The 26,904-nt window shown below is 30.8% G+C and carries 22 protein-coding genes and 1 tRNA gene; 10 read left to right on the top strand and 13 right to left on the bottom strand.

The genetic code is table 11. The annotated features are described in order from the left end of the window. Window positions 1-21: 21 nt before the first annotated feature. The 7 genes from JEY78_RS09150 to rfbA form a co-directional block, all read right to left on the bottom strand. On the bottom strand, window positions 22-990 hold the full coding sequence (locus tag JEY78_RS09150; protein WP_291849913.1) for a Gfo/Idh/MocA family oxidoreductase: 969 nt from the start codon (window positions 988-990) through the stop codon (window positions 22-24). Between the two features lie 55 nt (window positions 991-1,045). Further along, window positions 1,046-1,411: a four helix bundle protein gene (locus JEY78_RS09145; protein ID WP_291849912.1), complete on the bottom strand. Its 366-nt coding sequence runs from the start codon at window positions 1,409-1,411 to the stop codon at window positions 1,046-1,048. Window positions 1,412-1,610: 199 nt separating this feature from the next. Beyond that, the gene (locus JEY78_RS09140; protein ID WP_291849909.1) at window positions 1,611-2,894 is read right to left on the bottom strand and encodes a nucleotide sugar dehydrogenase; all 1,284 of its coding nucleotides are present in this window, start codon (window positions 2,892-2,894) and stop codon (window positions 1,611-1,613) included. Between the two features lie 121 nt (window positions 2,895-3,015). After that, the gene (gene rfbB, locus JEY78_RS09135; protein ID WP_291849906.1) at window positions 3,016-4,029 is read right to left on the bottom strand and encodes a dTDP-glucose 4,6-dehydratase; all 1,014 of its coding nucleotides are present in this window, start codon (window positions 4,027-4,029) and stop codon (window positions 3,016-3,018) included. 11 nt (window positions 4,030-4,040) lie between these two features. Beyond that, window positions 4,041-4,901 (bottom strand): dTDP-4-dehydrorhamnose reductase, encoded by an 861-nt coding sequence (gene rfbD, locus JEY78_RS09130; protein WP_291849902.1) that lies wholly within the window; start codon window positions 4,899-4,901, stop codon window positions 4,041-4,043. Then, window positions 4,894-5,466, bottom strand: coding sequence for a dTDP-4-dehydrorhamnose 3,5-epimerase (rfbC, locus tag JEY78_RS09125; RefSeq protein WP_291849900.1), 573 nt, complete (start codon window positions 5,464-5,466; stop codon window positions 4,894-4,896). The genes rfbD and rfbC overlap by 8 nt, the downstream gene beginning before the upstream one ends. Window positions 5,467-5,539: 73 nt before the next feature. Next, window positions 5,540-6,412, bottom strand: coding sequence for a glucose-1-phosphate thymidylyltransferase RfbA (gene rfbA / locus JEY78_RS09120; RefSeq protein WP_291850220.1), 873 nt, complete (start codon window positions 6,410-6,412; stop codon window positions 5,540-5,542). A 197-nt stretch (window positions 6,413-6,609) separates the two neighbouring features. Between rfbA and JEY78_RS09115 the strand changes: the two genes are divergently transcribed. After that, window positions 6,610-7,314 carry an NUDIX domain-containing protein gene (locus JEY78_RS09115; protein ID WP_291849897.1) on the top strand — a complete coding sequence of 235 codons (705 nt, stop codon included), beginning with the start codon at window positions 6,610-6,612 and terminating at the stop codon, window positions 7,312-7,314. Window positions 7,315-7,423: 109 nt separating this feature from the next. Here the strand turns inward: JEY78_RS09115 and JEY78_RS09110 are convergent, their stop codons facing one another. Then, complete coding sequence (locus tag JEY78_RS09110; RefSeq protein ID WP_291849893.1) at window positions 7,424-8,353, bottom strand: EamA family transporter; 930 nt, start codon at window positions 8,351-8,353, stop codon at window positions 7,424-7,426. A 124-nt stretch (window positions 8,354-8,477) separates the two neighbouring features. Between JEY78_RS09110 and JEY78_RS09105 the strand changes: the two genes are divergently transcribed. The 9 genes from JEY78_RS09105 to JEY78_RS09065 all read left to right on the top strand — a co-directional run bounded on the left by JEY78_RS09105 (window position 8,478) and on the right by JEY78_RS09065 (window position 21,367). Continuing rightward, a complete protein-coding gene (locus tag JEY78_RS09105) occupies window positions 8,478-9,659 on the top strand; it encodes a hypothetical protein (RefSeq protein ID WP_291849890.1) in 1,182 nt (393 codons plus the stop codon). A gap of 274 nt (window positions 9,660-9,933) precedes the next feature. Then, window positions 9,934-11,010 carry a hypothetical protein gene (locus JEY78_RS09100; RefSeq protein WP_291849887.1) on the top strand — a complete coding sequence of 359 codons (1,077 nt, stop codon included), beginning with the start codon at window positions 9,934-9,936 and terminating at the stop codon, window positions 11,008-11,010. Between the two features lie 11 nt (window positions 11,011-11,021). Further along, the gene (locus JEY78_RS09095) at window positions 11,022-12,164 is read left to right on the top strand and encodes a thrombospondin type 3 repeat-containing protein (RefSeq protein WP_291849883.1); all 1,143 of its coding nucleotides are present in this window, start codon (window positions 11,022-11,024) and stop codon (window positions 12,162-12,164) included. Between the two features lie 417 nt (window positions 12,165-12,581). Further along, window positions 12,582-13,589 carry a PAS domain S-box protein gene (locus tag JEY78_RS09090; RefSeq protein ID WP_291849880.1) on the top strand — a complete coding sequence of 336 codons (1,008 nt, stop codon included), beginning with the start codon at window positions 12,582-12,584 and terminating at the stop codon, window positions 13,587-13,589. Between the two features lie 7 nt (window positions 13,590-13,596). After that, window positions 13,597-14,673, top strand: a complete 1,077-nt coding sequence (locus JEY78_RS09085) for a PocR ligand-binding domain-containing protein (protein ID WP_291849876.1) — start codon at window positions 13,597-13,599, stop codon at window positions 14,671-14,673. A 69-nt stretch (window positions 14,674-14,742) separates the two neighbouring features. Continuing rightward, the gene (locus tag JEY78_RS09080) at window positions 14,743-17,403 is read left to right on the top strand and encodes a CHASE domain-containing protein (RefSeq protein WP_291849874.1); all 2,661 of its coding nucleotides are present in this window, start codon (window positions 14,743-14,745) and stop codon (window positions 17,401-17,403) included. An 11-nt stretch (window positions 17,404-17,414) separates the two neighbouring features. Continuing rightward, complete coding sequence (locus JEY78_RS09075; RefSeq protein WP_291849870.1) at window positions 17,415-17,843, top strand: response regulator; 429 nt, start codon at window positions 17,415-17,417, stop codon at window positions 17,841-17,843. 12 nt (window positions 17,844-17,855) lie between these two features. Beyond that, entirely contained in the window at window positions 17,856-20,966 is a 3,111-nt protein-coding gene (locus JEY78_RS09070) for a PAS domain S-box protein (protein WP_291849867.1), read from the top strand. 23 nt (window positions 20,967-20,989) lie between these two features. After that, window positions 20,990-21,367 (top strand): response regulator, encoded by a 378-nt coding sequence (locus JEY78_RS09065; RefSeq protein ID WP_291849864.1) that lies wholly within the window; start codon window positions 20,990-20,992, stop codon window positions 21,365-21,367. A gap of 175 nt (window positions 21,368-21,542) precedes the next feature. Here the strand turns inward: JEY78_RS09065 and JEY78_RS09060 are convergent. From JEY78_RS09060 to metH, 5 genes are all read right to left on the bottom strand, one after another. Next, a tRNA-Asp gene (locus tag JEY78_RS09060) sits at window positions 21,543-21,616 on the bottom strand. Between the two features lie 64 nt (window positions 21,617-21,680). Beyond that, window positions 21,681-22,604, bottom strand: coding sequence for a DUF58 domain-containing protein (locus JEY78_RS09055; RefSeq protein WP_291849861.1), 924 nt, complete (start codon window positions 22,602-22,604; stop codon window positions 21,681-21,683). 80 nt (window positions 22,605-22,684) lie between these two features. After that, window positions 22,685-23,002, bottom strand: a complete 318-nt coding sequence (gene trxA, locus JEY78_RS09050; RefSeq protein ID WP_291849858.1) for a thioredoxin — start codon at window positions 23,000-23,002, stop codon at window positions 22,685-22,687. Window positions 23,003-23,116: 114 nt separating this feature from the next. Continuing rightward, window positions 23,117-24,073, bottom strand: coding sequence for a methylenetetrahydrofolate reductase [NAD(P)H] (metF, locus tag JEY78_RS09045; protein ID WP_291849855.1), 957 nt, complete (start codon window positions 24,071-24,073; stop codon window positions 23,117-23,119). 142 nt (window positions 24,074-24,215) lie between these two features. Then, a complete protein-coding gene (gene metH, locus JEY78_RS09040; protein WP_291849851.1) occupies window positions 24,216-26,897 on the bottom strand; it encodes a methionine synthase in 2,682 nt (893 codons plus the stop codon). Window positions 26,898-26,904 lie beyond the last annotated feature (7 nt).

Genomic DNA, 26,904 nt, shown 5'->3' with positions numbered 1-26,904 from the left:
ATCGTTTTAATAAATGCTTACCTATTTATTAAACGGATGTTTTGCCAATGGTTTTAATACAAATGGATGGTATTCTCCAACGGCGCCTATTGGTGATGCGTGACGTACATTGTGCACAATTTCAATAGCCTGACGTGGTGCTTCTAATCCGTAACCGTTTCCTTTTAAAATTTCCTGATAGCTAACTGTATGTAAATCTGTAAAACCTTCGCTAAATTCTAACTCTTCTCCTTCAATGGTAATAGAACGATACGTACGTTGTCCTTTTGCTTTTATTTCTTCTGGTAATACATCGTAATTTATTGATAAAAACCAACGCACTCTTGCTTTTTCAAATTCTAAATATCCTGCAGATCGATCGTGGGTATTTACGTGTACAATATTTTGGGTTACATCGCCAAAAATCCACGATAACATATCAAAAAAGTGCACGCCTATATTGCTTGCAATTCCTCCTGATTTTGATTCATCTCCTTTCCAAGAAGTATAATACCAATGTCCACGTGATGTTAAATACGTTAAATCTATATCGTATACTTTGTCTTTTGGTCCGTTGGCAATTTTTTCTTTTAAAGCTATAATTGCAGGATGTACACGTAATTGTAAAATGTTGTATATTTTTTTACCAGTTTCTTTTTGAATATCCGCCAAGGCATCCATATTCCAAGGGTTTAACACCAATGGCTTCTCACAAATAGCATCTGCTCCTTGTCGGAGTGCGAATCTGATATGTGCATCGTGTAAATAGTTCGGCGTACAAATACTTACATAATCTAAATGTTCCTTTTTCTCAAATTTCATTTTTGAAATATGACGATCAAATCGTTCAAATTCTGTAAAAAAATCAGCATTCGGAAAATAACTATCTATAATACCCACACTATCAAATTTATCGAGTGCCGCTACCAAATTATTATTGGTTTCTTTGATGGCTTTCATATGGCGTGGTGCGATATAACCACTTGCTCCTATTAATGCGAAGTTTTTCATGTTTTGTCTTTTTGTCTTGCGGTCGTGCGGTCTTGCGGTCGTGCAGTCTTTTTAATTATTTTTTATTTGTTTTTCTAAGGTATTGCATAAACTCACCTATACCATTCATTAATTGATTTGCTTGCAATCTCCTTTCATTCGCGATATCCTTATTTATATATTCTATATCTTCTGCTAAATAATACATGCTTTTTAATTCGCCACAAGAAGCTTTCGCTATATTTAAAAACTGATGAAATTCTTTATCTCCATTCCTGCAAAATCCTTCTGCAATATTATTCATTACAGAAACAGCACATCTTTGAATTTGATCTCGAAAACCGTAATCCCTATTCTCTTTAAAATCTAAATATACCTGTTTAGATAATACTCTAGAGGATTTCCACACTTCTAATTCTTCAAAATCTTTAATTGTAGCCATTTTTTTCTATATTTATCGTGCGGTCCTGCTGTCGTGGGATTGTGCAGTCTTGCAGTGCTTTTATTTATTTATATTTCTTAACTTATTTGTACCATTCTTTAGTTGATTTATTTACTTTGTGTTCTTCAACAAGAGCGAACCGAGACAAAACGACTGCAAGACCGCAAGGCAATAAATGCGAAGCGAGACTTCAAGACGCTTACAACTTCCCATCTACTTTTCCTTTCAACACACCTTTTACATCATAAATAACACCGTTTTTCTTTAAATACTTTTCTAAATCTATCTGTAAGAATTCTTTGTGCGCCACTGTTAATACAATTCCATCAAACTTATTTTGAGGCATATTTTTAACGGTTGCTACGTTGTATTCTAGCTTTACTTCTTCTGGATTTGCCCAAGGATCAAAAATAACTACTTCACTTCCAAAGTCTTGTAGGTTTTTTATAACATCAATTACCTTTGTATTTCTAACATCGGGACAATTTTCTTTAAAGGTAATGCCTAATACCAATACTTTAGATTTCTTAATTTCGATATTACTTTTCACCATTAATTTTATGACTTCAGAAGCGACAAATAAGCCCATGCTGTCATTTACTCTTCTTCCTGCTAAAATAATTTCAGGATGATAGCCCACTTCTTGTGCTTTTTGCGCCAAATAATATGGGTCTACACCAATACAATGTCCGCCAACCAAGCCTGGTTTAAAAGGTAAAAAGTTCCATTTTGTTCCTGCAGCTTCTAACACTGCTTGAGTATCAATATTTAGAATATTAAATATTTTGGCTAATTCATTTACAAAAGCAATATTAATATCTCGTTGCGAATTTTCTATTACTTTGGCAGCTTCGGCCACTTTTATAGTAGGTGCTAAATGTGTACCTGCTATAATTACAGATGCATATAATTGGTTTACTTTCTCACCAATTTCAGGTGTAGAACCTGAAGTCACTTTTAATATTTTTTCAACGGTATGTTCTTTATCTCCCGGATTAATGCGTTCTGGTGAATAGCCTACAAAAAAATCTTTGTTGAATTGTAATCCTGAAACTTCTTCTAAAATTGGCACACAAATTTCTTCTGTTGCACCAGGATATACGGTAGATTCATAAATGACTATAGCTCCCTTTTTTAAGACCTTCCCAACAGTTTCACTGGCTTTAACTAAAGGTGTTAAATCTGGCTTGTTATTTTTATCTACCGGTGTTGGAACGGTAACTACATAATACTTACAAGCTTTAATATCCGAAATTTCAGAAGAGCAAAATAAGCCATTTTCCCCTGTTGATTTGTTTACTAGTACTTTCTGAAGTAACTCTTTTTCTATTTCTAAAGTATCATCAATTCCTTGCTTCAGTTCTTCAATCCTTTTGATGTTTATATCAAATCCAACAACTGGATATTTTGTAGCAAACAATCTGGCTAATGGCAAACCAACATACCCTAAACCTATTATTGCTATTTTATTGTTTTCTTTCATGTATCCTTTTTTACGTATTCTTTGGTAATCAACTTTTTTGAAGCAGTTACTGAAACAAGTTCAGGATGTCGTTTCAAATGGGCTCCGTGCGAGCTACTTTCAACTTCTCACTCTTCACTCTTCACTCCTTATACTTTTCTAAATACCATTTAACAGTTTTCTCAATTCCAGAATCAAAATTCTCATTGGCTTTCCAACCTAATTCATTTTCAATTTTACTAGCATCAATAGCATATCTAAAATCGTGACCAGCACGATCTGCTACAAACGAAATTTGATTTTTATAACTTCCCGTTTTTAACGGATGTATTTCATCTAATAGTTCACAAATTTTAGCGGCAATGTAATTATTGTTTTGTTCATTTTTTCCTCCAATATTATACACTTCACCATTTTCTCCTTTATGAAAAGCAGTATCAATTCCGCTACAATGATCGGCTACATATAACCAATCTCTCACGTTGCTTCCATCGCCATAAATAGGAATATTTTCACCTGCCAATGCTTTTCTAATGACTGTAGGTATTAACTTCTCATCGTGTTGCTTTGGACCATAATTATTGGAGCAATTGGTAATTACGGTATTCATTCCGTAGGTATGATGGTAACTTCGCACAATAAAATCGCTACTTGCTTTAGATGCGCTGTATGGTGAATTTGGTGCATACGGAGTTTGCTCGGTAAACAAGCCTGTTTTTCCTAAAGTGCCATACACTTCATCTGTTGACACGTGTAAAAACCGACTTTCTTCAAAACCATTTTTAACAACAAAAGGTTTTTCCATCCAATATTTATAGGCTACATCTACTAAAGTAAACGTTCCTTTTACATTAGTTTCAATAAAAACTCCTGGATCTGAAATTGAATTATCTACGTGAGATTCCGCCGCTAAATGAATAACATTATTAATATAATAGTGCTGAAAAATACGCTCTACCAAGCTTCTATCGCAAATATTACCATTTACAAACGTAAAATTTTTGGCTTTTTTAACCTCATTTAAATTATGTAAATCTCCTGCGTAGGTTAATAAATCTAACACCACAAATTTATAGGTTGGATACTTTTTTAGTAACATTTCTACTAAATTTGAGCCAATAAAACCTGCGCCTCCTGTAATTAAAATTGATTTCATAAATAATTCTTTTACGTTAGTTGTTTTAAACATTCTTTTAACGATTCTTGCCAAGTAGGAATCTTTATTTGAAACGTATTTTTAATTTTTTCAGTATTTAATAAACTGAAATTTGGCCGATACGCTTTTGAATTAAATTCTTTTGATGTTGTTGGTAAAACGGTACAATTACTGTTTGTTTGCTGCACTATTTCTTGAGCAAATTGAAACCAACTACACGATCCTTGATTTGAATACTGGTAAATTTCAACATTTTTATGCTCAATTTTAGGTAAAACAGTCAAGAGTACTACTGCTAAATCTTTTGCATTTGTGGGTGAACCAATTTGATCATTAACCACCTTTATTTCACTTTGCTCTTTACTTAATTTTAAGATGGTTTTTACAAAATTATGTCCTGAAACTGCATACAACCAAGAGGTTCTGATAATTATTGTATTTTTAGGGTTCACTGCTATCAACGCTTTTTCTCCCAATGCTTTAGACTTCCCATATTGATTTTGGGGATTTGTGGTAGCCGTTTCTTTATAGGGTATTTCAGAAATACCATCAAACACATAATCGGTTGATATATGTATTAATTTTAAAGCGTGTTTTTTGGTAATTTCAGCTAGGTTTTTAACGGCTTCAAAATTTATTTTGTTAGCTACTTCAACCTCCTCTTCAGCTTTATCTACATTGGTATATGCTGCACAATTTATAATAGCTTTAATCTTATTTTTTATAATGAAATTTTCAACAGCATTAAAATTGGTAATATCTAACGCATCTTTATCTGTTAAAAACAATTTAAAATGAGGAAACTGACTATTTATAGCCGACAATTCTGTTCCAAGTTGCCCTTTTGAGCCTGTTACTAAAATATTACTCATTTATAATAGTGGCTTTTTCAAATACATCTGCCTTTGCAAAAATAGGTTGTTTGGTGTCTTTTTCAGAAATAATGAGTTCATTTTCAGGAAAATTCCAATTAATATTTAATTGTTTATCGTTGTAAATAATTCCGCGTTCACTTTCCTTATTGTAATAATTATCAACTTTATAGCTAAAAATAGCGGTATCACTCAAAACTAAATAGCCGTGTGCAAATCCCTTTGGAACTAACAATTGCCATTTATTTTCATCATTTAACTCAATAGCCACTTGTTTTCCGAAAGTTGAGGAATCCTTTCTAATATCAACAACAATATCTAACACACTTCCCTGAATTACGCGTACTAATTTTGTTTGAGCAAATGGTGGTAATTGGTAATGTAATCCTCGTAAAACTCCTTTGGTTGATTTTGCTTCGTTATCTTGAATAAAATGTAATGGATATCCTAAGGCCTTTTCAAGTGCTTCTTTTTTAAATGATTCAAAAAAATAACCTCTTTCATCATTTATAATTGTTGGTTTACAAATAACAACATCAGGTATTTCTGTTTTTATAAATTCCATAGATTTTACAAGTTTAAAGGCTAAAGTTTATAGGATATAGTGATTTACTCATTTTTTTGATGTTTTGACCTTTCTATTTTACCAATTTCATTAAATACTTCCCGTAATCATTGCCTTTATATTCTGCTGCAATAGCAAGTAATTGCTCTTTTGAAATATAGCCTTTTTCAAACGCAATTTCTTCAATACAAGCTATTTTTAAACCTTGCCTTTTTTCTATAGTTTGAATAAAATTAGATGCTTCTAATAGAGAATCTTGCGTGCCTGTATCTAGCCAAGCATACCCTCTACCCATTTTATTCAATTTTAAATTTTTACTACTCAAATACGTTTGATTTACCGTAGTTATTTCTAACTCACCGCGTGCACTTGGTTTAATATTTTTAGCAATTTCAACAACATTATTCGGATAAAAATACAGCCCCACTACCGCATAACTACTTTTGGGCGCTACCGGTTTTTCTTCAATAGAAATTACATTGCCTTTGGCATCAAATTCAGCAACACCATAACGTTCCGGATCTTGCACATAATATCCAAAAATGGCCGCTTTTTGTTCGTCTGCAACCGTTTTTAACGCATCTTCTAATAAATTTTCTATACCAGCACCATAAAAAATATTATCCCCTAATATTAAACAAACATCATCATTTCCAATAAATGCTTCACCTAAAATAAATGCTTGGGCTAAACCATCTGGTGAAGGTTGTTCTATATAAGAAAACTGCATTCCAACAGAAGATCCATCTCCAAATAATTTTTTAAAATTTGGTAAATCTTGTGGCGTTGAAATTATTAAAACCTCTGTGATTCCGGCTAACATTAAAATAGATAAAGGATAGTAAACCATTGGTTTATCGTAAATAGACAACAATTGTTTTGAGGTTCCTTTAGTGATTGGATACAATCTAGTTCCTGAGCCTCCAGCTAAAATAATTCCTTTCATATCTAATTCAATATTATATTGTGCGAAATTAACCAATTCTAACTGAATATCCTTGCAATCAATCAGCAATTTAACCATGCCAATTATTACTTACACTAATTATAATAAGCCATTTGTTTTATATATTTTATGACAGCTCTCTTATTTTTTTAAACTGTTATGATTACATTTTATTACTTTTACAAAAAGATGCCTTTATGAAATTAATAAATAACACTAATATTTATACTGCACAACAAAACATTTTAGTGGCTGTAGACTGTATTATTTTTGGCTTTGATTCTAAAAAACTAAAATTATTACTGTTTAAAAGAAAAGTTGAACCATCCAAAGGTTTATGGTCTTTAATTGGTGCGTTTATAAAAAATGACCAATCTATTGATGATGGCGCAAAACAGATTTTATTTGAATCAACTGGTTTACAAGATATTTATTTAGAGCAACTAAAAACTTATGGTGACGTATATAGAGACATTGCTGGAAGAGTAATTTCTGTTGTTTATTATAGTTTAATTAGTGTAGATAAATTTGAATTAGAAAGTGTTGAGAAATACGATGCACATTGGTTTGATTTAGATGATGTACCCGAATTAATTTTTGACCATGGTCAAATGGTATCTGATGCCATTAAACAATTAAGAACAAATGCAAAACACCAACCTATAGGTTTTAATTTATTACCAGCATATTTTACTATTCCCGAATTACAAATTTTATACGAAAGTATTTACCAACGGGAATTGGACGCTAGAAACTTCCGGAAAAAAATATTATCGTTAGATATTTTAACCAAAACCAATAAAAAAGACAAATCGGGTTCTAAAAAAGGAGCTTTTTTGTATGCATTTAATAAAGAAAAATTTGATGAACTTATTGCGGAAGGACTTAATTTTGAAATTTAACAATCTCAACTCCTAAACGTTTAATTTATCTTTAAACACTAAAACCACTTTAATAAAAGGGAATTTTTGTTCCTAAGTTTATAGACAATGACTATTTTCCCATGGTATTTTATACAGTTTTTTGACGCTTAAATCTAGCATACATCACCATTTTCTTTTTAGTATTAATAAAGTAAACGCCCGAGAGCAAAATAAAAGCAGCAATAACAGACTGCACTGTTATGGGTTCATTTAAAAAATACCAACCTAATAGCATGGCTATGATTGGATTTACATAGTTAGATGTTGCTACTTTTTCAGGTGAAACCGTTTTTAGCAAATAATTAAAAGAGGTAAAAGCAACTATACTTCCAAAAATAATTAAACCTGCCATGGATAATTGCACCTTTAAGCTCCAGTCTATTGGATTTGACCAAGATTCACCAAATGCAAGGCTTCCAATTAACAACATACTTCCACCCGTTAGCATCTGATACCCCGTGTTTACGAAAAAATTGGAGGGTAAATCCGCTTTGGTAACAAATAAGCTACCATAACCCCAACTTAACATACATACAAAAATCATCACCATTCCCATAGTCATTCCTTCTTTGGTGATCATTCCCTTTTGACTAACCAATAAAAAGATGCCAATAATCCCAAGAAAAACTCCAATAATGGACATTGCCTGAATTTTTTTACCTTCTAAAAAACGCATCATTAATAATACAATTAAAGGTTGCGCAGAAACTTGTAACGCAGCAAAACTACTGTCTACATATTTTAACGCCCAAACAACAACACCGTTACCAAAAGTTAGAAACAGAAAACCTGCAATAGTGGTGTTTTTTAATTGAACTTTTGTAATACTTAATTTAAGTCCTATTATTTTAGCAATGATAAAAATAAGCACGCTCGCCATTAAAAAACGCATACCAGCTAACATAAATGGCGGTAATTCTGTTACGGCAATTTTATTTAGCAAATAGGTAGATCCCCAAATTACATAAATTGAAAAAAAAGCAACAACAATTAAAATAGGGTTTTTAGAATTCTTCATTTGTTTAAAATAAGAAAGTTCAATATTAAGAAAACTAAATGATTACTTTAAAATACTAAACTGACTTTTTGATAATTAAAAAAAAATACTATTTTTAGCATAATAATAAAAAATATAAAAATACATGAAAAATTTAAAAACCCTTGGCTTACTAATTTGTTTAACCACATTTTTAATAAGTTGTGAAAAAGATGCTACAGAAGTTCTAGATAATGCTGCACTTCAGGAAACCGAAGCAACCCAGCCTCAAAATTCTAAAATTTCTTTTTTAGATCTGCTTAAAAACAATACACTTACAACTAAATCTGCTAAAAAATTACAAAACTTACAATCACGCATTGAAGAAGAAGAACTTGAAGCTGTTGCCGAATTTTATTTAAATGATGCCGAAAGCTTTAATTGTAGCGGCTCATTAACTACAGAAGATTTTAATAATATTGACATTGAAAGAGATATTATTGAAGTGTACAACATTAATGGGGTTCTTGATGAAAACACTTCATATGGTAATGAAGAAATGATGTATATTGAACCTGGCGATATTGTAAGTGGCATACAATTTTCAACACAAGATGAATATAACTGGATTTTTGCCAATTCTTATACAAGCGGCTTAGAAAATTTGAATATTGATAACACTTTTTTCAACATTTCTGCTGCTCCATTAGAAATTACTTTTGAAAGCTACAATATAAATGCAATTACCGCTGACCTAATTTTATTAGCTTATTCAAGCACAATGGTATATGCCGTTGATAGCGAAGATAACTATTTGGGGCATATTATAATCGACCCAACGTATAATGAATTTGAAGAGGAGGAAATGATTGAATTTACAAAAGAACTTTTATACATAAAATCTCCTGTGCCTATTAAAAAACTATACATGTATACTAATGATTATTATATGCATTATGCACCAAACTTTATAGGACTTGACGCTATTTCTTTTGGACAATGTATTTCAGATGCTGATAATGATGGCGTTTTGGATAATGAAGATCCATATCCAAATTCAAATTTAAGTGAAACACTTTTTATTGATGAAATAAATACATCAATACTAAATAAATTTACTAAAACAAACGGAGTAACAATGGCTGATGAAATGGATAACCTTATAAATTTACTAAACGCACAATATACAGGAGATAACTACAACCAACTTCACAAAAAGTTTGTATCTGAAGTTGCAAAATTAAGTTACTACTGGTATAAAAGCAGATTAATTACAAGTAGAGAGCGTTCAAAAATTTCTAGCTTTGCTTGGAGTACAAGTGTTCCTTATTTTCAAGAAATAGGATAATTAAAATACCCAAATCGTAAAAAAGCACTTCAATATTGAAGTGCTTTTTTTATTTACACAATTCACAAACAGCACTTTACCTTCATTTTACGATTTAAAAAGTCGCCTACTTTAAATTTCCGTAAATTTAAATAAGTCATTCAGTATTTTCAATTCTACATACGTAAAACCCCTAATTAATGTTAAAATTTGTTTTACTACTGTAATGTCTTTATACATCTTATTAGTAAAAAATAGTTCAATACAATTTCAATTAATCACTAAATAAACTATTATGAAACGTCTTATCTTTTTTTACGTGCTACTACTAGCGGTTATTCTTATAGGCTGCCAAAAAGAATCAGCTATTATCCCTGAATCTAAAGAAATCCAGGATTTACAAATGCAATCGAACACACCAATTACCACGTTAATTGCTGAAGGAGTTGATTTAAAAACTCATTTTAATAAACTAAATACAATTAAAACTTTTGAAAGTAGAGCAACCATTCAAGAACCAGATGATATGACTGTAATTCATTTTTATTATGATGCCGATGATTTTGATTGTAATTTTCCAACAGAAGATTTTGAAGATTTTAATTATATAAATCAATCATTCCCAAGTTATCTAGATGAATTTTCGAATAACAATATTATTTCTCCTGGAGATATTTTGTCAGGCATTTCATTTGAGACACCAAACAATTTAGAAAATGGTTTATTTATTTGTAACTGGGATGGTATGCCAAATGTATTAATGAGTAATAATTGGAATACTGATTTAGTAATTAGATTTACTACAAATACGGTTTCTGATGTAAGTATGAATTTATATAATCTAATAAATACTGACGTTTTAGTACTTGTATATAATTTCAACGATGAACAAATAGGCTCAACCAATGTTTATACTCCAGAATACACTGCACAATATTTAGCAATTAGCTCTGTACAACCAATCAAAAAAATAGTGATTACTTCGGAGAACCCTTATGGCTATGAGGGAGTTGATTTTATTGGCTTTGGTTCGTGTAGTGATGCCGATGGTGATGGTTGTCCTAATGAAGAAGATCCGTATCCAAATTCCATAATGACTGAAAACATCATTATTGATGGAATTGACACAGGAGTTGAAAATACCTTTGAAAACTGCGGTACTATGGCCGATGAAATTCAAACCATCATCAATCAAATAAACAGTCAATATACAGGAGATAATTACTACACTTTACATAAAAAACTATCTACCGAAGTTAGTAAGCTAACCTATTACTGGGTAAAAGACCGTAAAATTACCAGAATTGAAAGAAGTAAAATAGGTTCTGCAATATGGAGTGCTAACATTCCACTTTTTACAAATACATATTAAAATAACTTATCATGAAAAATTTAAAATTCATTTTCATTATTATAGCCTTATTCTTTGTTAGTTGTGAAACCGAAACAGAAGTTGTTTTTCCGCAAAATACCTTGAATAATCAACAGGCTACAAGTAATAAAAATATACAACCTCTTTTTAATAGAGTTGACAATGAAGTACTTGTTGATGAAGTATTAGCAGGTAGTTTATCAGAATGGACTGTGAATAATACGGGAGGGAACCCTTATTTTACCTATGTTGAAATAGCGTCTCCTTTAGATGGCAGCACTGCAATTAAAACAAGTGTTGTTGGAGTTACAATTTCTATGTGTCCAAGTCAGAACATTCAAAAAGTGTACAACATAAGTGGAAACACAAATGAAACAAAACTAAAAGCCTATTTAGAATTTACATCAACTATGGATTATTATAATTTTCCATATATTGTAGTTTATATTTATGATGAATTTAATAATGAAGTAGGGATGCACGTGTTCTACGGCCAAGGTGTGATTAGTGGGTTATATGAGTATTATGTAAATGATGCGCCCGAAAGTTACACAGAACTTGATACTGCTAAAGGCGATGCCATATTAGATCTTTCTACCATGGGAGAGGATATCGCGTTTTCTTCTATAAGGATTGTTTTGGCTAATTATGCTTGTGTGGGAGAAAATTCAATTGTATTTGATCACTTAAGAGTAATTAATCAAACTGTGATGGAAGATTATGATGGTGACTTAATTGCTGATTATATAGATAATTGCCCAGAAACTGCAAATGGTGATCAGGCTGATTTTGATAATGATGGTCTGGGAGATGCTTGTGATAAAGATGTTGATAATGATGGCTGTTTAAACGATGAAGATCCGTATCCACGTTCTATAATGACCGATACTATTTTAATTGAAGGAATTGACACGGGTGTTGAAAATGTATTTGAAAACTGCGGAACAATGGCTGATGAAATTCAAGATATTATTAACCTAATAAACAGTCAATATACAGGAAATAATTACTATAACTTACATAAAAAATTATCAACTGAAGTTAGTAAGTTAACCTATTACTGGGTAAAAGATCGTAAAATTACCAGAGTTGAAAGAAGTAAAATAGGTTCAGCAATTTGGAGTGCCAACATTCCTTATTTTGTTAATTATTAATTTTTGCTCACAATAAACAAAAAAAGCATCTCTAAGGAGATGCTTTTTTTTAAGAATTTCACCAAGAACAATGGCTTTAGCAAATCATCAATTTCTAATTTCATTTTAACATTAAAAAAATCACAAATATGTAATTACAAAGCAACATTAAAATTTGTTGTTTTTGCATTTTCAACATGCTTAAAAATTAATTACATAAAAACATCTTCCAATAAACTAATTGATAATCAGTAAATTTAATTTCTTACAATTTAAATTTAATTGTATATTTAAGTTATAATTCACAAATTAATTTAATGCTTATTTGTTTTGAACAATTACAATTTTGTAATCAATAGCAATGTTTTTACTATTTAGTTTAGGAAAAATAATATACCATCAATTAAATAAAAGTAACATTTTACAAAATATATATTTATGGAGAGATTTTTTAACTTATTAACCCCAATTATTTATTGGTGTATTGCTATTATTTGGGGAGTTATATTTGTCTTTTACATTAATAAAATTAATAATTTAAAATCCTTTAAATTATTGAAATTACTATTGGTTATTTTGGCGTTAGACGCCTTTAGATCTTTTTTTGAAAGTGTTTATTTCGGTGCTTGGTTTACATCGCTCTCAGGCTACATTCCAATTGGTGTCTACAACTATTTGTCACAACCTCAAATGGTTATATTTCCAAAGTTTTTAAACTTAATAACTGCCTTGATCATTTTAATATTACTAATTAAAAAGTGGCTACCCTTAGAAATAGATGAAAATAATAAAATTGCACAAATTGTTAAAAAACAAACTTCCGAAATTAAGGAAGCCTATAATGAACTTAAAAAAACAGAAATAGTTCTAAAAGAAAAATCAAAAACTTTAACCAACACACTTAATTTAAATGCTTCTTTACTTGAAAATGCCGGTAAAGGTATTTACGGTATAGATCTGCAAGGAAATACTACTTTTATAAATCAAAAAGGAGCAGATTTACTCGGATATACAAAAGATGAGTTAATTGGAAAAGAAATGCATAGCACTCACCATCATCACAAAGTAGACGGAACAGTGTATCATTCTTCAGAATGTTTTATCCTCTCTACTATTAAAGATTCCGTGAGTCACAATATAACAGATGAAGTATTTTGGAAAAAGGATGGATCTCCATTCCAGGTAGAATACACATCAACACCCATTTTACAGGAAGGAAAAACTGTTGGGGCCGTAGTTGTTTTTGATGACATTACCGAACGAAAAAAGATATTGAGAGAATTAGAATCTTTAAACACAAATTTAGAAGCACTTGTAAATGAACGAACTAAAACATTAAAAGAAAAAAACGAAAAACTAAATAGTTTAAACAAATTATTTGTGGGTCGTGAATTACGAATGGCTGAATTGAAAGAAGAAATAGAAAAATTAAAAGAAAAAAAATAATAATACTATGAACTATAAATTACAAGATTTTATTGATTCTGAGCGGATTAATGTATTATTAGATTTATTTCATAAAACAACTGGATTTCTTACAGCAATCCTAGATCTTGAAGGGAATGTGCTTTCAAAATCTGGCTGGCGGGAAATCTGTACCGATTTTCACCGAGTGAACTCCAAAACATGCGAAAAATGTTTTGTAAGTGATACCATGCTATCTAAACAAATGGCTGAAGGTGAAAAGTATCATGCCTACGAATGTTTGAACGGCTTGGTAGATGTGGCAGTTCCCATCATCATTGACGGAGAACATTTAGGAAACCTTTTTACAGGTCAATTTCTTTTTAAAGAACCCAACTTAGATTTTTTTAGAAATCAGGCTAAACAATATGGATACAATGAGGAAACGTATATGAATGCCCTCAAAAAAGTACCTATCGTATCTAAAGATGATGCAAAAACCGCCATGGATTTTTTATTGAATATGACGTTGCTATTTTGCGATATTACTAAACAAAAAATGGTGAGAAAACAATCTGAGCAAGCTTTATTGAAAGAAAAACAATATCTTGAAGCCGTTTTCAACAGTCTTTCAGAAGGGATCGTTTCATGTGATGAACATGGGATTTTAAACCGATTTAATAATGCAACCATGGAGTTTCACGGATTGCCAAAAGAACCAATTCCTGCAAATGAATGGGCAAACCATTATAATTTGTATCATCCTGATGGAATAACTCCCATGCAAAAAGAAGACATCCCATTATTTAAAGCATTAAAAGATGGGATTATAAAAGACACTGAAATAACCATTATTCCAAAAAATGGAGAAGCTAAAACATTTATCACTAATGGGCAAAGAGTTATTGACAGTGAAGGAAATTCACTTGGTGCAGTGGTTGCAATGCATGACATTACCCAACATAAAGAAGCAGAGAAAGAACTTAAAAACTACCAAGAACACTTAGAAGAAATTATAAAAGAAAGAACATCAGAATTAGAAGAAAAAAATAAAAAATTAGATAAACTAAATAAAGTTTTTGTAGGCCGTGAATTAAGAATGGCAGAATTGAAAAATAATAAATAAACTAAAGAAGGCTAATAAATTTAAGCTAATATTCTTAAAAAATGTAATCCTACTTTATTCATATAAAATATGAAAAAAAAATATACGTTAGTTCCCGTTTTATTTGTTTTAATAATTGGTATTGTTATTTCAGTTTCAATTCATCTTAAAACTAAAGGGGACTTTATAAACGCAAAAAACAGCCTATTAACCAATATCATAACAACTAAAAAAAATACTATAAATCAAGAATTAAAAAAAACTTTTCAATCTATAGAAGTTCTTAAGTATTTTTTTGAGATGAATAGTGTTATTTCAAGAGAAGAATTTAAAAATTACACCTCACCAATTCTAACAATTAATTCTGGAATTAAAGCTATTTCGTGGGTTCCTAAAATTGAAGATAATAGACGATTTGAATTTGAATCAAAAGGTCGTGATGAACATATAATTAAAGACTTTTTTATTAAAGAGCTCAATACTGAAAATAAATTTACCAAAGCAAAAAAAAGAAACTTTTACTTTTCGGTAAACTTCATAGAGCCTATACAAGGCAATAAAAATGCAATAGGCTATGATATTTTTTCAAATATTGATCGACAATCAACCATAATAAAGGCCGTTGAAACTAGAACATTTCAATTAACCCCTGTAATAAATTTGGTGCAAGACTCTACTGAAAATAGTGTTTTAGGTATTTTGCCAGTATATGATTATACGAAACCCACTAAAGATTCAATAAGTTTTACTAATGTAAAAGGATTAATATCTGTTGTATGTAAAATAAATAATTTAATAAATACGGCATTTTATAAAACATCTGAAGAAGATATTGATTTATATATTTATGATATTACAAATGGTTTAAATGAAAATATTTACAAAAACGGAGATAGCATCGATGAAATTCATACTCAAAAAAGGATTATTGAAATTGGAGGAAGAATATGGGAATTACACTTTACTCCAAAACCAGTTTTCTATAAATTTAAGGGAGCTTATAATTCATTATTAACAGGCTTACTAATTACACTAATATTGGCGTTATTACTTATCTTTTTACAAATCAAAGGCGAAAAAAGTAAAGAAATATTATTTCGTTTCCAAAAAGAACAAAAAAACAGAAAAAAGGCAGAACAATCATTACAAGAATCTGAAGAAAAATTTAAAATATTATATCACGAATCTCCAGATATGCTTGTTTCCATATCTCCAACTGACGCTCTAATTTTACAATGCAATGAAACACTTCTTCAAAAAACTGGCTATTTAAGAGAAGAGATTATTGGAACTTCAATATTCAAAATGTACCACAAAAGTTGTATAGACGAAGTAAAAAAAGCATTCCAACAATTTATGGAAACTGGTGAAGTTTTAAGTAAGGAATTACTTCTTAAAACAAAAAATGGAAGTAAAATTGAGGTATTACTTAATGTAAAATCTGTAAAAGATAAAACAGGAAAAATCCTATTTTCAATATCATCTTGGAGAGATATTTCCAGTTGGAAAAAAACACAAGAAAAAGTTAGAAAAAGTGAAGAAAGATATAGTAGATTATTAACAAATTTAGAAGCAGGAATTGTTGTGCATGCGCCAGATACTTCTATTATTTTGAGTAACAAAAAGGCTTCAGAATTATTGGGTTTAACAGTAGATCAATTGAAAGGTAAAACAGCCATTGATCCTTACTGGAAATTTATTGACCAAAATAGCATTCCAATAGCACCCGAAGATTATCCCGTAAATAGAATTTTAAACAGCCGGAAGCCTTTTCAAGATCTCATTTTAGGAGTTATTAAATCAGAATTAAACAATATTGTTTGGTTAACTGTTAGCGGATTTCTTGAAATTAATGATACTAATGAAATTGATGAAATAGTGATCAATTTTACTGAAATTACACAACAAAAAACAGCCAATGAAGAAGTTGCAAAATTAAATGCAGCGTTAGAAGATCGTGTTGCTGAAAGAACCCTTCAATTAGAACTCAGCGAAGGCGCTTTGTTAAATTTGGTGGATGATTTAAATATGCAAACCTCCGCATTGGATACTGTTAATAAAAAATTAGCCAGTATCAACGCTGAAATGGAAACATTTACCTATTCTGTATCGCATGATTTAAAAGCGCCATTAAGAGGAATTGATGGATACAGTAAACTTTTAATAGATTTGTATAAAAATGATTTGAATGAAGAAGCGCAAGGATTTTTAAAAAATATTCGAACTGGAACTTTACAAATGAATCTCTTAATTGAAGATTTACTATCCTATTCGCGCATAGAACGACAAGAATTTCAAATTAAAAATGTACCACTTAAACCTTTAATAAATGATCTTTTAACACTCTTATCAGGTGAAATAAAAAAATCTAATATTCAAATTAAAACTTCTTTCTCAAATAATTTTATGCTCTTAGCAGATAGTAACGGCTTAAAATTAGCACTTCGTAATTTATTAGATAATGCTATTAAATTTTCTAGCAAAAGCAAAAACCCTAAAATTGAGATTGGAAGTAGCGAAAATTCAACACATTGGCTTATATTTGTACGAGACAACGGTGTTGGTTTTGATATGAAGTACCATGACAGAATCTTTAAAATATTCCAACGATTACATTTACCCGAAGAATATGAAGGAACCGGAATTGGTTTGGCAATGGTAGAAAAAGCCATGCATAGAATGAATGGCAGCATTTGGGCGGAAAGTGAATTGAATATAGGAACTTGTTTTTATTTAGAATTTAAAAAATAAAATTTTTCAGCATGAATTATCAATTAAAGAACAATCCAATTTTATTAGTAGAAGATAACCCTCTTGATGTTGATTTAACCATACGCGCTTTTAAAAGCAGTAACCTTATAAATCCTATTGAAGTTGCTCGTGATGGAGAAGAAGCTTTAAAATATATTAAAAAATGGGATGATGGCGCCGCAATTCCAGTTGTAATTTTGCTTGATTTAAAATTACCCAAAGTAGATGGATTAGATGTTTTAAAAACTTTAAAAGAACATACCATTTATAAAACAATTCCTATTGTTGTTTTAACCTCTTCATCAGAAAATTCAGACATAAAAGCAGCCTATAAACTAGGGGTAAATTCATACATTGTAAAACCAGTAAATTTTGATAATTTTTTAAAAGTAGCAGGACAAATTGAATTGTACTGGAACGTTTTAAATAAATTGCCGTAATAACTTTAAAAAATGAAAAAAATATTACTGCTGGAGGATAATTCTTTCGATGCTGATTTGGTAAGCAGAGAACTTAAAAAAAAGTGGCCTAATGTTGAACTAGTGCTGGCTAGTAAATTATCTGAGGCTAGAGATTTATTTACTGATGATACCATATTTGATATTGCCATTTTTGATTTAAAATTACCTGATGGTAATGGAATGGAATTGTTAACCGAATTACGTAACAAAAATTTTCAAACCCCTATAATTGTGTATACTAGTATAGGATCTGAAGAAGCAGTTATAACCGCTATAAAATCAGGCGCTAACAATTACATTTCAAAAAAGTTTGATTATGAAAAATCACTTCCTGAGCAAATAGAATTCACACTTAAGCAATCGCTTAAATATAAGAAATCGCTAAATGTTTTATATATAGAACATCATAAAGCTGATATAGAATTAACCAACCACTATCTACAAAAGCACGCTCCACATATTCACATCACCAATGTTTCTGATGGAGATATTGCTTTAAGTCTTTTGCCAAAAAACAGCAATTTACCCTGTGAGTATGATTTAATTTTATTGGATTATAAATTACCGGGTTTAAATGCTTTAGAAATTATAAAAATTATTCGTGAGGAAAGAAAATTATTTATCCCCATAATAATTGTAACAGGGCAAGGAGATGAAGCTATTGCGGCCGAAGCACTTAAAATTGGCGTAGATGATTATGTAGTTAAAAAAGAACAATATTTATTGCGTTTGCCTTCTATTATAATGAATTCATATCAACATAGAGAAATTGAACGTCAACAACACGCATTAAAACAAAGCGAACTAAAATTCCGTTTACTAGCCGATTATTCATCTGAATGGGAATTTTGGGTAGATCAGCAAAAAGAATATATTTATAATTCTCCAGTTTGTGAACAAACTTCCGGATATACGCATCAAGATTTTGTAAAAAATAAAGATTTATTAGTAGATATTACACTACCCGAATATAGAGATTTAGTTTCCGAACATTTTTCTAAAAATTTAACAGACATACACGAACCTATTGAGTTTAAAATAAAAGCATTAGACGGCTCTATTAAATGGATTAGTCATTTTTGCAGACCTGTGTATGATGATGATAAAAATTATTTAGGACAACGCGGTGTTAACAGAGATATAACAGTATTTAAGCAACAAGTTAAATTATTACTTAAATTAAATAAAGCCATTAGTAACTCTAGTGATATTATTTTTATGACAGATGCTGAAGGCATTATAAACTATATAAATCCCGTTTTCACAGAAAAATATGGCTATAATTCCGATGAAATAATTGGAAAAACAACTCCAAGAATTCTAAAAAGTGGAAATCACCCAGAAGTAATTTATAACCATTTTTGGGATAATTTGAAACAAAAGAAAAGCGTTGTTGATTTCCAATTCATCAACAAATGTAAAGATGGCAAACTCATTGAAATTGAAGCATCTGCCAATCCAATTATTGATGAACGCGGGGAAATTTCAGGATATATTGGAATTCAACGTGATATTACCCAACGGAAACTTGCCAATAAAGCATTACTTGAAAGTGAAGAAAAACATAGTTTGTATGTGAGTCATGCCCCTCAGGGAATTTTCATTGCAAATTTAGATGGTAAATATATTGATGTTAATCCGGAAGCTTGCAAAATGACTGGCTATTCAAAAGAAGAATTGCTAAGCATGTCACTACCCAACTTAATAGCTCCTGAAGTATTAGAAAAAGTAATGCTGGAATTTAACCAGTTATTGGAAAAAAAAGAAATACACCATGAAGTTTTGTTGCGAAAAAAAAACGGCGATGATTTTTATGCTAATATAGAATCACTCGTGCTGCCTGGAAATAGAATAATGGCATATTGCACTGATATTACAGAAAAAAAACGCAATGAGCTTATTCAAAAAATAATTTTAAATATATCAAATGCTTCACAAGCGGTGAAGGATTTACCATCATTACTTAAATTTATACAAAAAGAATTAGGCCGTTTAGTAGATACAAAAAATTTCTTTGTAGCATTATATAATGAAGAAAATGACACTATTCATTTGCCTTACTATGAAGATGAGAAGGATGATGTTTCCTATTTTCCTGCTAAAAAAACTGTTACAGGGTATTTAATTAAACAAGGTAAACCATTACTATTAACCAATGCAGACTTAATAAAATTAGAAACCGATGAATTGGTAAAACTTGTTGGGGATATTTCAGAAGCTTGGCTTGGTGTTCCACTTAAAATAAAAGGAAAAGTAACAGGTGCTTTGGTAATACAGACTTATTCAAAAACTAATGTTTACTCAGAGAAAGACAAAGAAATGTTAGAAATTATTTCTAATCAAATTAGTATCTCTGTAGAGCGCAAACAATATGAAGATGAGTTGATAAAAGCCTTAGAACAAGCAAAGGAGTCAGATCGTTTAAAATCAGCCTTTTTAGCCAATATGAGTCATGAAATCAGAACACCTATGAATGGTATTCTAGGATTTTCAGATTTATTAAAAACCCCAGATTTAAGTTCTGAAAAACAACAAAAATACATCAATCTTATAGAAAAAAGCGGAAAACGCATGTTATCAACCATCAATGACATTATGGATATCTCCAAAATTGAAGCAGGTTTAATGATTGTCTCTAAATCAACCTTTAATTTAAAAGAAAAATTAGAAGAACTTTTTAGTTTTTTTGAAACTGAAACTTCTAAAAAAGGATTAGAATTAACAATACAAAATAACTTAATTGAAGACGAATCTTTCATGCTTTCAGATGAACAAAAAGTAATTTCAATTATGACTAACCTTATTAAAAACGCTGTGAAATTTACACCAAGCGGAAATATTGAAATAGGTTGTTCTAAAAAAGAAAATTTCTTTGAGTTTTATGTAAAAGATACCGGAATTGGAATCCCTGCAAATAGACAAGCATTTGTTTTTGATCGTTTTGTGCAGGCAGATATAGAAGATAAAGCAGTGTTTGAAGGTTCTGGTTTAGGATTAGCCATTTCTAAAACTTATGTAAAAATGTTAGGTGGTGAAATTTGGCTAACCTCATCAGAAGGTTTAGGAACAACCTTTTTCATGAAGTTACCTGTCAAAATTTAATATTGAAATAACAAGATTATTTAATGAAACTAAAAATATTAATTATTGAAGATGATGAAGTTTCTCAAATATTTTTAACAGAAATTGTTGAAAGTATTTCAAGAGAAATTTTGATTACTTCAAGAGGTTTAAAAGGAATAGAGTATTGCAAAAATCATTCAGATATTGATCTTATTTTAATGGACATTAAATTACCTGATTTAGATGGCTACGAAGCTACCAAGCAAATAAGAAGTACCAATAAAAACGTAATTATTATTGCACAAACAGCCAATGCAATGAATGCCGATAGAAAAAAAGCGATAAACGCTGGTTGTAATGATTATGTTTCCAAACCTATTTCAAAGGGTGAATTGTTAAAAAAAATAAATCAATACTTCCCTATTAAAATACTTACGTAAATACTTTTTGTTTTATATAAAATAGGCACTTCCTCTAATTCATGAAAATAAATCTAGTTTAAATACTATAATTTTTATAAAATTTCACATTAAATAAGTCCAGAAACTACAAAAAAAAAATAGAAAATTGAAGAAAGACTAAACAAAAAAAGGCTTCTCAATGAGAAGCCTTTTGCGGTCTGGACGGGACTCGAACCCGCGACCCCCTGCGTGACAGGCAGGTATTCTAACCAGCTGAACTACCAAACCGTTGCTGTTAGCGGTTGCAAATATAAGCGTGTTTTTGATTTCTGCAAAACTTTTTTTAATTTTTTTACAAAAATTTTTTCCTGCTTATTAAATATGATATTAGCACTTGGTTAAACCCTTTATGAATATCCACTGGCACGTACTCAATTTTATATTGCATACACTTCAATTTCAAATCATTAAAATATTTTTTAACCTCTTTGGTGTAAATTTCCCTTACTGAATTTGCGTATAAATTAATTTGTTCATTAGTTTCTACATCCACAAATTTTTTGGGAGAATTTTCAAAATTAAAGTCAAATTCTAATTTTCCATCATACGTATGGAACAAAACAACCTCATGTTTGTTGTATTTTAAATGCCTTAATGCCTCAAATAAATCTTTTTCATTGCTTGAAACTTGAAACATATCTGTAAAAAGAAAAATTAAAGACCTTTTATGTATTTTTTCAGAAATTTCGTGTAAAGCTTTATAGGTGTTTGTAGTTGCTTTTGAATTATTTTTTAATAAATCTTCAAGCCTTGCCAAGATCATTCTTCTATGACGATCACTTCCTTTAGCCGGTGCATAATAATCAATTTCTTCAGAATAAATACTTATTCCAACTGCATCTCGTTGCCTTTTTAAAATCTCTAATAAAGCTGCACTTGCTAATGCTGAAAAATTAATTTTGGATAAATTTTCTATAGTTGGATTTTTAATGATAGGGTAATTCATAGATGCTGAATTATCTATAATTAAATGGCATCTTAAATTAGTTTCTTCTTCATATTTTTTTACAAAGAGCTTTTTTGTTTTTGCAAATAATTTCCAATCAATATCTTTAGTACTTTCTCCTTTGTTATATAATCTATGCTCTGCAAACTCCACAGAAAAACCGTGAAACGGACTTTTATGCATTCCTGTTATAAATCCTTCAACAACCTGATTTGCTAACAATTCAAGATTGTTGAGTTCTGAAATATGTTTTACTGATAGATTATCCATAATTTTAAAAAACTAAGATAGTATATAAAAAGAAAAGGCTCAACAAATTGTTGAGCCTTTCTTAGTATTTATTGCGAATTTTATAAATGAGCATCAATTTTTTGAGCGTATGTAGCTTTAGGAGCAACACCAACTTGCTTTTCAACAACTTCACCATTTTTAAAAACTAATACTGTAGGAATATTTCTAACTCCGTATTTGGCTGCAAATTCTTGATTTGAATCTACATCAACTTTTGTAATTGTAGCTTTCCCTTCATATTCTGAAGTTAATTCATCCATAATTGGAGCAACCATTCTACAAGGTCCACACCAAGCCGCCCAAAAATCAACCATTACTGGTTTGTCCGATTGTAATACTACTTCGTTAAAAGTTGCATCTGTTACTTCTAATGCCATGTTTTATTTTTTTAATTAATAATTTCTAATTCTTATGCAAAAGTACACAAATATTTCACCAAAACAATTTAACATTTATTACTTTTCTTTATAGAGCCATTTGTAAAAGTAATATTAAAATATTTCTTTAGCAATTGCTTTAATATTATCAGATTTCCCCATGGAATAAAAATGAACAACAGGTACACCACTTTTAATCAGCTCTTTAGATTGCTGAATTGCCCACTCTATACCAACTTGTCGAATCTGCTTGCTATCCTTACATTTATCAACGGCAGTTATTAAATCTTCCGGTAAATCTAATCTAAAAACCTGCGGAAGTACTTGCAAATGCCTTTGAACTGCAATTGGTTTAATACCCGGAATAATTGGAACCTTAATTCCCATTTTTCTAGCCTTTTCAACAAATTCAAAATACTTTTTATTATCAAAAAACATTTGGGTTACTACATAATCAGCTCCTGCATCAACTTTTTCCTTTAATCTTTTTAAATCCGTATCCATATTGGGCGCTTCTAAATGTTTCTCTGGATACCCAGCAACACCAATACAAAAATCCGATTTATTAGCTGTTTCAATTATATTATGTAAGTATTTCCCTTCATTCAACTCCTTAATTTGTTGCACCAATTCAAAGGCATAACTATTTCCGCCAACTGTAGGTTTAAAATAAGGTTCGTGTTTCATAGCGTCACCACGCAAAGCCATAATATTATCTAATCCTAAATAATGACAATCAACCAACACATACTCAGTTTCTTCTTTGGTAAAACCTCCACATAATACATGCGGAATTGCGTCCACATCATATTTATATTTCAACGCTGCACAAATTCCCACCGTTCCCGGACGCATTCTCGTCATTTTTTGTTCCAACAATCCATTTTCCTTTTTAATGTAAACATACTCCTCTCTAGAAGTTGTAACATCAATAAAAGGCGGATTAAATTCCATTAACGGATCAACATTGCTATATAAATCTTCAATATTTTGGCCCTTTTGTGGTGGAACTATTTCAAAGGAAAACAATGTTTTTCCGTGAGCGTTTTTTATATGATCTGTTACTTTCATTTTTATTTTTTTGAACGTTCCCTTGCAGGTCGCGCTTTCCGTTTAATCTTTTTTTCGTTACACTTCAAAAAGGATATCACTGCAATCGCTAACGCATTTATACTTTTTAACAATCTGAATACTCAATAGTCACTTTTAATAGCTAACTATCAGCCAAATTAGGATTTAACCATTTTTTAGCTTCATCCAAATTCATGTTTTTTCTAACAGCAAAATCTTTCACTTGATCTTCTCTTATTTTACCCAAACCAAAATATTTAGCTTGTTCATTAGCAAAATAATAACCCGATACAGATGCAGCTGGCCACATAGCCAAACTATCTGTCAGCTCAACACCAATAGTCTCTTTTACACTTAACAAATCCCAAATAGTCCATTTTTCAGTATGATCCGGACAAGCAGGATAACCTGGTGCTGGCCTTATTCCTTTATAGTTTTCTTTTATCAATTCTTCGTTCGATAATTTTTCAGCATTTGCATAACCCCAATATTCAGTTCTTACTTTTTTGTGTAAATATTCAGCAAAAGCTTCCGCTAATCTATCCGCCAAGGCTTTAATCATAATCGAATTATAATCGTCGTGATCTTTTTCAAACGCTGCAGCCAATTCTGCTGTTCCAAAACCTGTGGACACGCAAAAAGCACCAACATAATCTTGAATTCCTTTTTCTTTTGGAGCAATAAAATCTGCTAATGCACTAGATGGAATTCCTTCTTTCTTTTTTAATTGCTGACGTAAGGTTACAAACTTTACATTTACGCTATCACGACTTTCAGAATTGTAAACCTCAATATCATCTTCTACTGAGTTCGCAGGGAAAATACCAAAAACTGCTTTCGCAGTCAATAAATCTTCATCCAATACTTTTGCCAACATTATTTTAGCATCTCTAAATAAATTTGATGCCGCTTCACCAACAACCTCATCGGTTAAAATAGCTGGAAATTTACCCGCTAATTCCCACGTTCTAAAAAATGGTGTCCAATCTATATAATCTACTAATTTGCTCAAATCTACATCTTCAAAAACCTGTGTTCCTATAAAATTAGGTGTTGCTATATTAGCAGAATTCCAATCAATTTTAAACTTATTTTTACGAGCCTCATCTAACGTTAAAAACTCCTTTTTACTAGATCTATTTGCAAAGCCCTCTCTTACTTTTACATAATCAGCTTTTATATCACTAATATATTTTTGATTCTTTCTTTTGTCTAATAAATCTCCTACAACCGTAACTGCTCTAGAAGCATCATGCACATGCACCACTGCATTTTTATATTGAGGATCTATTTTTACAGCCGTATGTGCTTTTGATGTTGTTGCACCACCAATCAATAACGGAACTTCAAAATTTTGACGCTCCATTTCTTTTGCTAAATACACCATTTCGTCTAAACTTGGCGTAATTAAACCACTCAAACCAATAACATCAACATTTTGATCTTTTGCTGCTTGAATAATTTTTTCAGGAGCTACCATTACTCCTAAATCTACAATATCATAATTATTGCAACCCAAAACTACACCCACAATATTTTTACCAATATCATGCACATCACCTTTTACTGTTGCTAGTAAAATCTTACCGTTTGATTCACTTAGACCACCTTTATCTAGTTCAATAAATGGTAATAAATAAGCTACGGCACGTTTCATAACTCGCGCAGATTTTACAACCTGCGGTAAAAACATCTTCCCAGAACCAAACAAATCACCTACTACATTCATTCCAATCATTAAGTTTTTTTCAATAACTTCAATTGGTTTATCTGCTTGTAATCTTGCTTCCTCAACATCTTCAACAATAAATTCATCTAATCCTTTAACTAAAGAATGTGTAATCCTATCTTGTAATGGTTTTTCACGCCAAGACAAATCTACTTTACGCTCTTTAGTAGTGCTGATAACACTTTCTGCAAAATCTAACAAACGCTCCGTTGCATCTTCTCTTCTATCTAAAATAACATCTTCAACACGCTCTAATAAATCTTTTGGAATCTCATCATACACCTCTAACATTGTTGGATTTACAATTCCAATATTCATTCCTGCTTTTATAGCATGGTATAGAAATACCGAATGCATAGCTTCACGAACAGCATCATTTCCACGAAAAGAAAATGACACATTACTTACACCTCCACTTACACTTGCATTTGGTAAGTTTTCACGTACCCAACGCGTAGCTTCAATAAAATCAATGGCATTTCTTTTATGCTCATCCATTCCTGTTGCAACAGGAAATATATTTAAATCAAAAATAATATCTTCCGAAGGAAAGTGGACAATGTTGACCAATATGTTATAGGAACGTTGTGCGATCTCTATTCTTCTCTTGTAATTATCTGCTTGTCCAACCTCATCAAAAGCCATTACAATAACGGCTGCACCATACATTTTTATTTTTTTTGCATGTTCAATAAATTGCGCTTCTCCTTCTTTTAAACTGATAGAATTTACCACACATTTACCTTGTGCAACTTGCAAACCAGCTTCAATAATTTCCCATTTAGAGCTATCAATCATAATAGGAACACGAGCAATATCAGGTTCCGCAGCAATTAAGTTCATAAAACGAACCATTGCTTCTTTTCCGTCCAACAAACCATCATCCATATTAATGTCTATAATTTGTGCTCCACCATCAACTTGATCTCTTGCTATCGCTAGCGCTTCATCAAATTTTTCATCTTTTATTAATCGTAAAAACTTACGAGAACCCGCAACATTTGTGCGCTCACCAACATTAATAAAATTACTTTCTGGAGTAATTATTAAGGGTTCAAGCCCTGAAAGTTTTAAATATTTTTTTTCTGTTTTCATTTTATCT

This window comes from Lutibacter sp. (genome assembly GCF_016342705.1).
Taxonomy (GTDB): Bacteria; Bacteroidota; Bacteroidia; order Flavobacteriales; family Flavobacteriaceae; genus Lutibacter.
This window is presented reverse-complemented; position numbering and strand designations above follow the sequence as displayed.